General features: G+C 74.5%; 10 protein-coding genes. 6 read left to right on the plus strand and 4 right to left on the minus strand.

Translation table 11 applies throughout. From position 1 onward, the window contains the following. Window positions 1–106 precede the first annotated feature (106 nt). Window positions 107–2,041, minus strand: a complete 1,935-nt coding sequence (locus tag OG392_RS03975) for an NAD-binding protein (RefSeq protein ID WP_329287051.1) — start codon at window positions 2,039–2,041, stop codon at window positions 107–109. A 336-nt stretch (window positions 2,042–2,377) separates the two neighbouring features. Here OG392_RS03975 and OG392_RS03980 point away from each other — a divergent pair, with 336 nt between their 5' ends. Then, window positions 2,378–3,697: a D-alanyl-D-alanine carboxypeptidase family protein gene (locus OG392_RS03980; RefSeq protein WP_329275610.1), complete on the plus strand. Its 1,320-nt coding sequence runs from the start codon at window positions 2,378–2,380 to the stop codon at window positions 3,695–3,697. A 123-nt stretch (window positions 3,698–3,820) separates the two neighbouring features. Here the strand turns inward: OG392_RS03980 and OG392_RS03985 are convergent, their stop codons facing one another. Together OG392_RS03985 and OG392_RS03990 are read right to left on the minus strand one after the other, a co-directional pair. Then, the gene (locus OG392_RS03985; protein ID WP_329275613.1) at window positions 3,821–6,199 is read right to left on the minus strand and encodes an excinuclease ABC subunit UvrA; all 2,379 of its coding nucleotides are present in this window, start codon (window positions 6,197–6,199) and stop codon (window positions 3,821–3,823) included. Window positions 6,200–6,431: 232 nt separating this feature from the next. Next, window positions 6,432–6,674 carry a DUF5133 domain-containing protein gene (locus OG392_RS03990; protein WP_329275616.1) on the minus strand — a complete coding sequence of 81 codons (243 nt, stop codon included), beginning with the start codon at window positions 6,672–6,674 and terminating at the stop codon, window positions 6,432–6,434. Window positions 6,675–6,814: 140 nt separating this feature from the next. Between OG392_RS03990 and OG392_RS03995 the strand changes: the two genes are divergently transcribed. Further along, a complete protein-coding gene (locus OG392_RS03995; RefSeq protein WP_329275619.1) occupies window positions 6,815–7,852 on the plus strand; it encodes an NAD-dependent epimerase/dehydratase family protein in 1,038 nt (345 codons plus the stop codon). A 132-nt stretch (window positions 7,853–7,984) separates the two neighbouring features. On the opposite strand, the gene OG392_RS04000 is transcribed toward OG392_RS03995, so the two are convergent. Next, window positions 7,985–8,845: a glutathione S-transferase C-terminal domain-containing protein gene (locus OG392_RS04000; protein WP_329275621.1), complete on the minus strand. Its 861-nt coding sequence runs from the start codon at window positions 8,843–8,845 to the stop codon at window positions 7,985–7,987. 434 nt (window positions 8,846–9,279) lie between these two features. Between OG392_RS04000 and OG392_RS04005 the strand changes: the two genes are divergently transcribed. From OG392_RS04005 to OG392_RS04020, 4 genes are all read left to right on the plus strand, one after another. Further along, complete coding sequence (locus OG392_RS04005; RefSeq protein ID WP_329275624.1) at window positions 9,280–9,735, plus strand: RrF2 family transcriptional regulator; 456 nt, start codon at window positions 9,280–9,282, stop codon at window positions 9,733–9,735. A 158-nt stretch (window positions 9,736–9,893) separates the two neighbouring features. Continuing rightward, window positions 9,894–11,267: an acyl-CoA dehydrogenase gene (locus tag OG392_RS04010; RefSeq protein ID WP_329275626.1), complete on the plus strand. Its 1,374-nt coding sequence runs from the start codon at window positions 9,894–9,896 to the stop codon at window positions 11,265–11,267. 159 nt (window positions 11,268–11,426) lie between these two features. Further along, on the plus strand, window positions 11,427–12,299 hold the full coding sequence (locus tag OG392_RS04015) for a universal stress protein (RefSeq protein WP_329275628.1): 873 nt from the start codon (window positions 11,427–11,429) through the stop codon (window positions 12,297–12,299). Between the two features lie 152 nt (window positions 12,300–12,451). Beyond that, window positions 12,452–13,540: a CAP domain-containing protein gene (locus OG392_RS04020; protein WP_329275630.1), complete on the plus strand. Its 1,089-nt coding sequence runs from the start codon at window positions 12,452–12,454 to the stop codon at window positions 13,538–13,540. The last annotated feature ends 6 nt before the right edge of the window (window positions 13,541–13,546 follow it).

Below are 13,546 nucleotides of genomic sequence, written 5' to 3' on the forward strand. Positions count from 1 at the left end.
ACCGGGGGCGGTGCGGGACTCCCCGGGGGCGCGGGCGGGCACACGACGGGGGCACGTGTCCACCCGGGAGAGCGCGGGCACGAGGGCGTGCGTGTGCGGGCCGAGCCTACGGTCGGTCCGGGTCCGTTCGCGGGGAGTCGGGCCGCGCATGGCCGCCTCGGCCCAGGAGTTCGGCCAGTCCCCGGCGGGTGGCCGCGACGACGACCCGGTCCTCCGGTTTCAGGACCCGGTCGGGCTCCAGGCGCCAGGCCCTGCCCGTGCCGGACTTCGTACCGTGGCCGTCGATGGCGATGACGCGCCACTTGCCCGGATGGAAGGCCTCGGCCACGGTCAGTCCGTCCAGGAGCGGGTGGGCCGCGACGTCCACCGCGGCGAAGAGGAGGACCCGGCGCTCGACCGGTACGGCGCCGAGCACCTGACGGCCCAGCATGGCGCCCGCGAAGGCGGGTGCGGCCAGGTGGGAGACGCTGCGGCTGCGGGTGAGGGCCCCGGGGTGGGCCGTTCGGAGCGTACGGAAGACGGCCGTGGCGAAGTCGTCGTCGTACAGCCGGAGGACGACGCGCAGTTCGGGGCTGACGGCGCGGGCGGAGAGCGCGGCTTCCAGGTTGGTGATGTCGACGCTGGTCAGCGCGAGCAGGGCGTGGGCGCGGTCGATGCGGGCGGCCTCCAGGACCCCCTCCTCCGTCACGTCGCCGATGACGGTGGGGACGCGCAGCCGTCGCGCCACGGCGATGCCGCGGGCCTCCGGGTCGGACTCGACGCAGACCACCGGGATGTTCAGCCGGCGGAGGCGGGCGAGGACGCGGGTGCCGACCTTGCCGAGGCCGAGGAGGACGACGTGCCCGGAGAGTCCGCGCGGCGGCCGGCGCAGGGTGGTCGCCGTACGGAAGGTGCCGAGGCCTTCGATGAGGGCGGCGACGATCACCGGCAGCAGGAGCAGGCCGACGAACCCGGCAAGGATCTGCAGGACCTGACGGCTGGTCGACTCCCCCACCGCCGGGTCGCCGATGGCGAAGATGTCGAGGAGCGTCAGATAGGCGGCGTGCAGCGGGTGGTCTCCGGTGGTGAAGGTGGAGGCCAGGGCGAGTGCGAGGACGGCGGCGGCCGCCCCGGCCAGCGACCAGCGCAGCCGGCGGGAGAAGAGCGAGGCGACGGGCAGCGCGGAGGCGGCGAGCCGGCCGGACGCCAGGGCGGGGCCGGCCGCGGTGACCGCCTCGAGGGTCACGGCCGCGCGGCCGGTGGCGGCGGCCACCGTGCGGTCGTCCGGCAGGAGTCGGGGGCCCTCGTCGCCGCTCCGCTCGGAACCCTCGCAGCCCGCCGGGTCGCCGGCCGTGGCCGAGAGCAGGGCCAGGGTGCACAGGCCCGGATCGGGGGCCTCTCCGGCGGCGGGCAGCCGCTCGACGGCGTGCAGGAGGAGTCCCCCGGCCTGGACGACCTTGCTGGTGCCCGCGACCGCGGCCGCGGCGAGGCCGGGGGCGGCGGTGTCGACGTCCGAGAGGACGGTGGTGGCCGCGTCGAGCTTCGCGGGGTCGAGGCCCGGCTCGGCGACGGCCGCGGCCTGGTCCAGGAGGGTTTCCAGATACTGGCCGAGCTTGCGGTTGTAGAGCCGGATGACGAGGCGCAGCCGGGGATTGAGGCGGCGGGCGGTGAGTGCGGCCCGGATGTTGGTCTCGTCGTCCTCGTGGACGAGGGCGAGCGCGGCGGCACGCTCCACGCCGGCGTCCGTCAGTGCCCGGTCGTCGGCCTCGGCGGACTCGACGACGCGCAGGGTCCCGGTGGGTTCGGCGCCGTCCGCGCCGGAGGTTGTCGGGGTGGCCGGGGCGGAGGCGCCGGAGGCTCCGGCGGGCGCGGTGGTGCCGGTGGTGCGGATCACGGCGGCCGTGACGCGCCCGAAGAGGGCCAGCGCCCGGCCGGTGCGGGCGGCGGGGGTGCGCGGCGCGTCGGGGCGTATCGGCACGAGGAGGGTGACCTGCTCCCCGTACACCTCGTGCAGCTCGCCCGCGAGGCGGTGGGCGAGGGCGTCGTCCCCGCAGACGATCATGTGCCCGGAGTCGGCCTGACGGGGATGCCGCTCGGCTCGGAAGGCGGGCGCGCCGAACGGGCCGCCGGCGCCGGGAGTCCCCGAGGTCCGGGCGGGGCCGGGCACGGACCGGGAGGCCGGTTCGGCGGGAGGCGCTCCGGCGCTCCCGGCCGGAACGCCGTTGCTCTGATGCGGGTGTGAGGGCACGTCACAAGGATGCCCTGCGCCACCGACAGCGGGCCTGGGAGGGCGTCACCACTCGTGCGGGCTCACGACGCGCCCCCGTTCGGCACGCCCGCTACGCCGGTCGGCGCACTCCGATCTGCGCGTTCCGCACCTCCTTCCTACGGTGACTGAATGATCGTCACGTCAGCTGTCCGTCATGCTGCCGCCGGTACCGCGGCGGTGCTGCTCGCGCTGCCCACTCCGTCGGCCACGGCATCTCCTGTCACCTCGACCGCGACTGTCACCTCGACCGCGACCGTCACTTCGACCGCGACCGTCCACTCCGCCCTCCGGGAGCCCACGCCGCCCGCGCGGAAGTACCTCGACCGGGCCCGGCTGGACCGGAAGGGCACCCAGGTGGAGCCGCTGTCGGGCGCGCCCGACGTGCCCTCCGTCTCCGCGCTGTCGTGGGTGGTCGCGGACGCCTCCTCGGGCGAGGTGCTCGCCGCCCGCAACGCGCACCGGAAGCTTCCGCCGGCCAGCACCCTCAAGGTGCTGTTCGCCCTCACGGCGCTCCCCCACCACGAACCCTCCGAGCAGCACACCGTGGCCGATTCCGAGCTGACCGGGATCGGCGACGGCAGCAGCCTGGTCGGGGTGAAAGAGGGATACACGTACAAGGTCTCGGACCTGTGGAACGGCGTGTTCCTCAGCTCCGGGAACGACGCGGTGCACGTCCTGGCCTCGATGAACGGCGGCTGGGACGGGATGTCCGGGAAGATGCAGGAGAAGGCCAGGTCCCTGGGGGCCATGGACACCCATGTGGTGTCCCCCGACGGGTACGACGCCCCGGGGCAGGTCTCGTCCGCGTACGACCTGGCGGTGTTCGGCAGGGCCGGACTCCAGGACCCGGCGTTCACCCGGTACTGCTCGACGCCGTACGCCGACTTCCCGGCGGGCACCTGGTCGTACGGCATCGCCAACACCAACCGGCTCCTGACGGGGGCGGACGGCGTGGCCCGCTACCCGGGGCTGATCGGGATCAAGAACGGCTACACGAGCAACGCGGGCAACACCCTGATCTCGGCGGCCCGGCGCGGCGACCGGACGCTGGTCGTCACGGTGATGAACCCGCAGGGCGGTGGCGGACTCGCCGTGTACGAAGAGGCGCGCGAACTCCTCGACTGGGGCTTCGACGCCGCGGACCAGGTCCGGCCGGTGGGCTCGCTGCTCCCCGAACGGACGAAGGCGGCGGCCGACCCGGGGACGCGTGCCGTGTCGGTGACCCGTGAGGGCCACGACGCGAGGGCCGCCGCCCGGGCGCCCCGGGCCGGAGGCGAGGCCACGGCCGTGGCGGCCGCGGCTGCTGCCGCGCCCGCCAAGGACCACGCGGGCGGTGAGGAGCCCTCGGACGCGTCGGCCGGCCTTCCGCTGGCCCTCGTGGGCTCGGCCTGCGCGGCGGCGTTCGCGCTGTGGGGCTGGCGACGCAGGACGGCCCACCGGACGGGCTGACGCACGGGCGCGCGGGCGCACCGGACGGGTCGGGGCCGCCGGTCCCGGTCGGCCGGCCGGTCGGGACGGGTCGGGGCCGCCGGTCGGCCTCGTCGGGGCCGGACCGCCCGTCGGCGAGGGCCGTCAGACTCCCACGTACGCCGCCAGGTGCTCTCCCGTGAGCGTCGAGCGCGCGGCCACCAGGTCGGCGGGGGTGCCCTCGAAGACGATCGTGCCGCCGTCGTGCCCCGCGCCGGGGCCGAGGTCGATGATCCAGTCGGCGTGTGCCATGACCGCCTGGTGGTGCTCGACGACGATGACCGACTTGCCGGAGTCCACGAGCCGGTCGAGCAGCCCGAGCAGCTGCTCGACATCGGCGAGGTGCAGCCCGGTGGTCGGCTCGTCGAGGATGTAGACACCGCCCTTCTCGCCCATGCTCGTGGCCAGCTTGAGCCGCTGCCGCTCGCCGCCGGAGAGGGTGGTGAGCGGCTGGCCGAGGCTCAGGTACCCGAGTCCGACGTCCGCGAGCCGCGCGAGGATGCGCTGGGCGGCCGGGGTGCTCGCCTCGCCCGAGCCGAAGAACTCGACGGCGTCGGTCACGGACATCGCGAGCACCTCGCTGATGTCACGCCCGCCGAGGAGGTACTCGAGCACGGAGGCCTGGAACCGCTTGCCCTCGCAGTCCTCACAGGTCGAGGAGACGCCGGCCATCATGCCGAGGTCGGTGTAGATGACGCCCGCGCCGTTGCAGGTGGGGCAGGCGCCCTCGGAGTTGGCGCTGAACAGCGCGGGCTTCACGCCGTTGGCCTTGGCGAAGGCCTTGCGGATCGGGTCGAGCAGTCCGGTGTACGTCGCCGGGTTGCTGCGGCGCGAGCCGCGGATGGGGCTCTGGTCGATGGACACGACGTCGCCGCCCGCGGGGATCGAGCCGTGCACCAGCGAGCTCTTGCCGGAGCCGGCGACACCGGTGACGACGGCGAGGACCCCGAGCGGGACGTCGACGTCGACATCGCGCAGGTTGTGGGTCGTCGCGCCGCGGATCTCCAGGGTGCCGGTGGGTTCGCGGACGGTGTCCTTGACGGAGGCCCGGTCGTCGAAGTGGCGGCCGGTGACGGTGCCGCCGGTCCGCAGCCCGTCCACGGTGCCCTCGAAGCAGACGGTGCCGCCCGCCGTACCGGCGCCGGGGCCGAGGTCGACGACGTGGTCGGCGATCGCGATGGTCTCCGGCTTGTGCTCCACGACGAGCACGGTGTTGCCCTTGTCCCGCAGCTGCAGGAGCAGTTCGTTCATCCGCTGGATGTCGTGGGGGTGCAGACCGACGGTGGGCTCGTCGAAGACGTAGGTGACGTCGGTGAGCGAGGAGCCGAGGTGGCGGATCATCTTGACGCGCTGCGCCTCGCCGCCGGACAGCGTGCCGGCGGGCCGGTCGAGGGAGAGGTAGCCGAGACCGATCTCCACGAAGGAGTCCAGGGTCAGCTGGAGGGCGGTGAGCAGGGGCGCGACCGAGGGCTCCTCGAGGCCGCGGACCCACGTGGCGAGGTCGCTGATCTGCATGGCGCAGGCGTCGGCGATGCTGATCCGCTTGATCTTCGACGACCTGGCGCCCTCGGCGAGGCGGGTGCCGTCGCACTCGGGGCAGGTGGTGAAGGTGACGGCCCGGTCCACGAAGGCCCGGATGTGGGGCTGCATGCCCTCCTTGTCCTTGGCCAGGAAGGACTTCTGGATGCGCGGGATGAGCCCCTCGTACGTCATGTTGATGCCCGCGATCTTCATGCGGGTGGGCTCGTGGTGGAGGAAGGCCTGGAGTTCCTTCTTCGTGTACCTGCGGATCGGCTTGGCCGGGTCGACGAGGCCGGACTCGCTGTAGAGGCGGTAGTTCCAGCCGCCGGGTGTGTAGCCGGGGATGGTGAGCGCACCCTCGTCGAGCGACTTGGAGTCGTCGTAGAGCTGGCTGAGGTCGATGTCGGAGACCGCGCCCCGGCCCTCGCAGTGGGGGCACATGCCGCCGGTGCGGTTGAAGGTCGCTCTGACGGTCTTCTTGTCGCCGCGCTCGACCGTGATGGCGCCGCTGGCCTTGACCGAGGGGACGTTGAAGGCGTACGCGCTGGGCGGGCCGACGCGCGGCTTGCCGAGGCGGCTGAAGAGGATGCGGAGCATCGCGTTGGCGTCGGTGGCGGTGCCGACGGTGGAGCGGGGGTCGGCGCCCATCCGCTGCTGGTCGACGATGATCGCGGTCGTCAGGCCGTCGAGCACGTCGACCTCGGGGCGCGCCTGGGTCGGCATGAAGCCCTGGACGAAGGCGCTGTACGTCTCGTTGATCAGCCGCTGGGACTCGGCGGCGATCGTGTCGAAGACGAGCGAGCTCTTGCCCGAGCCGGAGACGCCCGTGAACACCGTGAGCCGGCGCTTCGGGATCTCGATGCTGACGTCCTTGAGGTTGTTCTCCCGCGCGCCGTGCACACGGATCAGGTCGTGCCGGTCGGCCGGGTGCGGCTGCTTGTCCGCCCTGGGGGCCTTGCTCATCGTCTCTCCAGCTGTCGCGCGGGGCCGAAACACGGACCGGCGCGGTGCGTCGTGAGCGACGGCGACCATGGCGCGAGGTCCGTGGCAGCCACGCTAGCGGCGGCGGAGTGCGGACGCTTCTCAAATCCTGATCGAACGGATCCGGATCGCACGGGGCGTGATCGGCCATGGGTCCGGCCGTCCTGACCGGGCCTGGTGTCCGGCCGTCCTGACCGGCGATCCGGGTCGCCGGTCAGGCTCCCGGGAGGCCCTCAAGGGTCTGCCGCGGCGCCGGGCGCGTTCCGGCCACGTAGTGCTCGGCCGCGAGGACGGCCTCGCGAGCGGTGCGCTCCCCCATCAGGACGCACAGCGTGTACGCCGTGTCCTCGAAGCGTCGGCGTGCCGACAGGTCGCACGGCCTGGCCAGCACGGTCCGCTCCTGGTCGCGGTAGTGCCGGAGCAGCCGGTCGACCGTGTTCCTGTCGGGCAGCAGCATGGTGTCCTCCTTCTCCTGAGTCGCTCCATAGTCCCGGTCGTCGGCCACACTCGCGACCGGCGCGGACACGCAGGGTGACGGCCGGCTGTCGGGGTCCCCCCGGAGTGCGGTTCGGGCGCCCATGGCGGAGGGTCGGAGACATGAACCCGATCGAGATCTCGCGGGTGGTCGTCACCGGCGCCACCGGCAACGTGGGCACCAGCCTGGTACGGCTCCTGGCGCGCGAGCCGCGCGTCGGCTCGGTCCTGGGTCTGGCCCGGCGCCGCCCGGGGCTCGAACTGCCCGGGGTGGAGTGGGCCGAGGTCGACCTGTCCCGGGAGGGCGACGAGCCGCTGCTGGCGCGGCACGTCGCGGACGCGGACGCCGTGGTCCATCTGGCCTGGCGGTTCGGGCCGACCCACGATCCGGTGGAGACGTGGCGGACCAATGTCCTGGGCGCGGCGCGTGTCTTCGCGGCGGTCGCGGCCGCGCGGGTGCCCGTCCTGGTGCACGCGTCCTCGGTGGGGGCGTACTCTCCGGGCCCGCCCGGCGGTGCGCCGGTGTCCGAGGCGTGGCCGACGCACGGCTGGCCGGGGGCCGCGTACACGCGGGAGAAGGCCTATCTGGAGCGGGTCCTGGACACCTTCGAGCGGGATCATCCGCTGATCCGGGTGGTGCGGATGCGTCCGGCGTTCCTCTTCAAGGAGGAGTCGGCGAGCGGGCAGCGCAGGATCTTCGCGGGGCGGTTCTTCCCCGGGCAGCTGATGCGGCCCGATCTGCTGCCGTTGCTGCCGGAGTTCGACGGACTCCGCTTCCAGGCACTGCACACCGATGACGCGGCCGAGGCCTACGGGCGGGCGCTGCTGCGGGACGTCCGCGGCGCGTTCAACCTGGCCGCCGAGCCGGTGATCGACGGCGCGGTCCTGGGCGAGCTCCTGGACGCCAAGCCCGTGCGGGTGCCGGCGGGCGCGGTGCGGGGAGCGCTGTCGGCGGCCTGGCGTCTGAGGCTGGCCTCGGCGTCGCCCGGTCTCTTCGACGCGCTGCGGCACATGCCGCTGCTGGCGACGGAGCGGGCGCGCGAGGAACTGGGCTGGGAGCCGTCGAGGAGTTCCCTGGAGGCCCTGGAGGCGTTCCTGCGCGGCGTCCGCGCGGGCGCGGGCGACGACACGGGCCCGCTGGCGGGCCACCGCATCGGCTGACGCGTCGACGGGCACAAAGGCCGGGCCACCACGTCGGCCGGCACGAGGCCGGGCCATCGCATCGGCTGACCCGGGGCCGGGGTTGGCAGGGGCGGGCGGGTGGCCCGCCGCCGCCCCCGCGCGTGTGTGTCGTCAGTCGGTCGGGCCGGACCAGTCGACGAGGCGGATGCCGGCGCCCGCGGCCTCGCGGCCCCGGCAGTGGGTGCGGTGGCGGCGCAGGATGCCGTCGATGTCGAGCCTGCGGGCGAACTCGGGTCGGGCGGCGAGGCGTCGGGCGTAGGCCCAGAGGGCCGGGTAGTCGGCGACCCGGTCCATCGCGGCGGCGTCGAGGTGCCAGCGGTGGACGGTGTCGAGCTGGACCAGGGTGACCCAGACCTGCACGTCGGCGGCGGTCGGCGCGTCGCCGAGGACGTACGGGTGGTGGGCGAGGCGGCGTTCGAGGGAGCCGAGCGCCGCGAAGAGGACGGTGAGGGGGTCGTGGTGGGCGGCCTCGCCGTCGAGTCCGAGCTCACCGGCGCGCTGGGCGGCCCGGTTGATGCTCCGTTCGCAGAGGTCGGCGATGGCCTCTATGTCGACGCGGTGTTCCTCGGGCAGCAGTTCGGGCCCTTCGCCGCGGAAGCGGAGGGCGAGGTCCCGCAGGATGTCGGGGGCGTGTGTGCTGACGATCCGTCCGGTCCACCCGTCGCTGAGGACGGGCGCGGCGGCCGGGCCCTCGTAGAGGTGCGCGCTCGCCTCGTACAGCGGGCGGAGGGCCGCGTACCCCCCGTCGGGCGTGTCGGGGCTCTCGGGCAGGACGGAGAGCGGGAGCGTGTCGTCGAGTCCGAGCAGGCTGTGGGTCAGGGCGATGCTCAGACAGCCGGGGTCGTACGGGGCGACGTGGAGGCGGTAGCGGTGGGGCACGGCGTAGTGGCCGCTGTGCACGTCGCGGCCGATGCGGCCCCGGAAGGCGGGCACGGCGGAGGCGGGCAGCAACGAGGACGGGACGACGGACATGCTTCTCCCTTGAGGGTGCTCGGTGCTGGGTCCGGGCGGCGCGCGGCGTGGCGCCGGTCGCGGCGGCGCGACCGCGGCACCGGCCGCGCGGGGCCCGGAGGCAGCAGAGGTACGGGAAGAGGAGAGGGGCGCGACGCTGCGCCCGCGGGGGCGGCGCCCCTTCGGCGAACAGACCCTCAGCGGGTGGGGTGGACCACCCGGCGGTGCCAGCGATGCGCCGCGCTGCAGACCCGGAGCAGGTCGATGTGGCGGCGGGAGGTGAGGGGCAGGGAGCCTGGGAGGGGTGCGGCGGGTGACGTGTCGCGTCGGCCGCTGCGTCCCATGGTTCCCTACCTGTTCGCTCGGTTTCCCCGTCCTGAGTGTCCGACCGGCCCAGGACGGCGTCAAGGGTGCGGTACGGGCCACCTCACGCAAGCGTGCGGAATAATGCGCGCATGCGCATTTCAGCCAGGGCCGATTACGCGGTGCGTGCCGCCCTCCAGCTCGCCGCCGCCCAGGACGCGGGTCCGCTGAAGGCCGAGGCCATCGCCGAGGGCCAGGGCATCTCGCACAAGTTCCTCGAAGGCATCCTCGGGGACATGCGCAAGGGCGGACTCGTGCAGAGCCAGCGCGGCGGCAACGGCGGCTACTGGCTGGCCAGGCCCGCGGAGTCGATCTCGGTCGCGGAGGTCATCCGCTGCGTGGAGGGACCCCTGGTATCGGTCCGCGGGGAGCGTCCGCCGGACCTGTCGTACACCGGTCCGGCCGAGTCGCTGCTCACCCTCTGGATCGCGCTCCGGGCGAGTGTCCGTGAGGTGCTCGGGGTGTCGCTCGCGGAGGTCGCGGCGGCGCAGCTGCCCGACACGATCGTCGCGCTCGCGGACGACCCGGAGTCCTGGACCAACCCATGAGTCCTCGGGGCCAACCAGCCGCGAGCTGCGCCGATGTGACCTCTTCTCACGTTCCGAGACGACCTTGTCCAGCTTACGGACGCCCCTTGGGGCGGCGACCACCCCTCTGCCACTATCCCTACTATTCCAGTGGGGATACGAGAAGCATGTGAGGTGACGTGAGTACGCCGAGGAAGTCGCCGAAGAGACCAGCGATACGCACCACCTCCGCACCAGCCGCCGGCCCACTCGCACGACCCGCCGAACGGCCCGGCGAGAGCCCGGTCGACCGGCCCGCCGACGACGCGATCTGGCCCCGCGTCACCCGCGAACTCGCCGACGACCTGGCCGTCGACGCCCTCACCAGGGACCGGGCGGGCAAGGCACCGTTCGACGAGGTCGCCCGGCTCCAGGAGGCCGGCCTTCCCGCCCTCCTGACGGCCCCTGGCCCGAACCGGCGGGGCGCCGACTGGCAGGCGGCGTGTGCGGTCGTACGGGAGATCTCCGCCGCCGACAGCTCGGTCGGCGAACTCCTCGCCCATCACTACGCCCTCTCCTGGAGCAGCCGCTTCTTCGGCGGTCCCGCGCGGGACCCGGGCACTCCCCTGGCGAACGGCCATCCCCTCGACGTACGCACCACCGAGGGACGCTGGCTGCTCGCCGGGGCCGTCGAGGCGCCCCGGTCGGAGACCGGCGCCGGCCTCATCCTCACCCCCGCCGAATCCGGCGGCTGGGTCCTCGACGGGACCCGTGCCTTCCCGTCCGCCGTGACGGTCGCCGACCGGCTCGTCGTCGGAGCCCGACCCGGCGGCAGCGGCGACCTCTTCGTCGTCCTGGTGGACCCGGCCGAGCCCGGAGTGTTCACCGCCGCCGGGACGGAACGGGTCGGCCAGCGGCTCGCCGGCGCGGGCACCGTCACCTTCGACCGGGTCCCCGTGGCCCCCGAGGACGTCCTGGGCGCACTCCCCCACGACGAGCACGCCGTCGCCCCCTTCTCGACCCTCGCCCCGCTCGCGCTGCGGCTGCTCCTGGTCCACGTCGGGCTCGGCATCGCCGAGGGAGCGCTCGCCGAGGCGAGGGACATCAGCCGCGCCGGTCATGCCGGACCGGCACCGGCGGACCGACCCGGCGACACCTCCGACGGCTCCGTAGCGGCCGGCGCCGGGGACGACCCCTACCTCCTGCTGGCGTACGGGGAGCTGGCGACGGCCGCGCACACCGCCGCCGCGGTGGTGGAGCGGGCGACCGACGCGCTGACCCACGGCCTGCTCGCCGCCTGGTCGCTGGGCGTGGAGGAACGCGCGGACATCGCCGTCCTGGTGGCCGCCGCCGAGACCGTCACGGGCCGGGCGGCGGTGCACATCACCACCCGCATCCTCGAACTCGTCGACGGCACGGCGGGCGCCGACGCCGGCTCCGGAGGTCCCGGCTTCGACCGCTTCTGGCGCAACGCCCGCGCGCTGACCGCCCCCACCCAGGCGGCCCACCGGCTCCGTGACATCGGGGACCACTACCTCAACGGCACCCACGCGCGGCTGACCCTGCTGGCCTGACGGAGGCGCCCGCCCCGGCCCGGGTGGGGAGGAAAGGGACGGACGGACCGGCATGTCGGGACGTCCGGCCCTCTCGCCGGGCGGCCGAAGGGCCCAAGCTGGGAGGCGCGGGGTCCGGCCGAACGGCGGGCCCACCCACCTACCCACGGAGGCAGCCTGATGAGTCGTGAGATCGTCGCAGGAGTGGACGGATCCCCGGAGAGTCTCGCCGCGGCGGACTGGGCCGCCCGCGAGGCGCTCCACCGGGACCTCCCGCTACGGCTCGCGCACGCGTGGCGCTGGGAACCGATCGACCTCCCCCTGGTCCAGGACCGCGCGAGCCAGGAACGCGCCGCGGACGCCGTCCTGCGCGAGGCGGAGGCCACGATCGGCGGGCGCTACCCGAAGCTCACCCTCACCGCCGAGGTGCTGACCGACACTCCGGTCGCCGCGCTCCTCGGCGCCGAGGAGCGGGCCGAGATGCTCGTCATCGGATCGCGCGGGCACGGGGCCGTCGCCGGTTTCCTGCTCGGCTCCTACGGACAGCAGATCATCGCCGGCGCCACCCGCCCCGTGGTGGCCGTCCGGTCCCGCGACGGAGACCCGGCCGAACCCCCCACCGGGCACGTGCTCGTCGGACAGCTCGGCAGTCCGGAGGACAGCGCCGCCGCGCTGGACTTCGCCTTCGCGACCGCGGCCGCACGCGGGGCGTCCGTGCGGGCGGTGCGCGCGTGGAGCCTTCCGGCGCTCTACGCGTACAGCCCGGCCTCGATGCGGCTCGCCGACGAGGCCGGCGGGCTGGTCCCGTACGAGGAGAAGTCGTTGCGCGAGGCCCTCGCGCCCTGGCGGGAGCGCTACCCGGACGTGCCGGTCGACGAGCACGTCGAGCTGGGCAGCGCCGGTCAGGTGCTGCTCTCCGCCTCGGGTGCCGCCCAGCTCCTGGTCGTCGGCCGACGGGCCGGGCGGGGGGCCGTCGGGCCGCGCATCGGGTCCGTGGCGCACGCGGCCCTGCACCTCGCGCCCTGTCCGGTGGCGGTCGTCCCGCAGGGCTGAAAGGGTGCGATACAGGTTGACGCGCGGGGTTGACGCGTCACGTTGACGAGGAGTGTCGGGGTGGCCGGGACAGGAAAGTGTTACCGCCGTCGCCCCGGTGGCTCTCCCCAGCGCCGGACCGTTCGGCGACCACGGCGAGAGAGCGGAGCTCCATGCGGCACCACGACCGTCCCGGTCAGCCCGGCGACCCCGACCCCACCCGGCGCCCGTACCCGCCCCGCACCGTACGGGACTTCGCGGCGGATCTCCCCGCCGCGGACGTCCCCCCGGCAGCGGGCCCGCACACGGCGGACGCCCCGGCGGCCCGTGTGAGCGGGCGGCACCGCAAGGGCGGCGGGGCGAGACGCCGCGCCGCGCGCCGGCCGTCCTTCCGGAGCGCCGTCACCGCCGCCGGGACCGCCGCCGCCGTCCTGACGGTGGTCACCGGGGTGTACGTCACCTCGCTCGGGTCAGGCCGCACGGCGGCCGCTCCCCCGGCCGCCGGGCCGGTCGTGTCGCTTCGCTCCACAGCCGCCGCGGCCCCGGGCGCCGGGCCGGAGACCGTACGAGAGGCGGAGAGCGCACGGGAAGGGCAGGGCGTACGAGAGGTGACGGCCCTACGGGTGGCCAGGCCGGCCTCCTGGGCCCCGTCCGCGCCCTCGACCGCTGCCCCGCCCTCTCCCCGTACGGCGCGGACGACGCCGGACGGCTCCGCGTCGGCGGCGACCCGGCCGGAGACGCCTCCGAAGGCGGAGTCGGAGCGACGGCGCGAGACCCGGACCACACCGGCCCGGGAAGCACAGCGTCCGGCGCAGCCGCAGGGGCAGCGGGAGCAGCCGGGCGCCGATCCCGTGGTGGAGGCACCCACGGGCAAGGCGGCGCGGTTCGTCCGGGACGTCATCGCGCTCGCCAACGCCGAGCGCGACAAGGCCGGTTGCGGTCCGCTGCTCGCCGAGAGCCGCCTGCGGACCGCCGCCCAGCGCCACGCCGACGACATGTCGGCCCGCGGCTACTACGAACACGACGACCCGGAGGGGCGCGACGCGGGCGACCGGATGACCGGCGCCGGGTACGCGTGGTCGACCTGGGGGGAGAACATCCACCGCGGTCCGAAGACCCCGGCCCGGGCGATGGAGGACTGGATGAACAGTCCCGGCCACCGGGCGAACATCCTCAACTGCGCCTTCAAGGACATCGGCGTCGGGGTGACGCTCACCGCCAACGGCCCCTGGTGGGTGCAGAACTTCGGCGTCAGGCGCTGAGCCGCC

The organism is Streptomyces sp. NBC_00691, assembly GCF_036226665.1.
Lineage (GTDB): Bacteria > Actinomycetota > Actinomycetes > Streptomycetales > Streptomycetaceae > Streptomyces.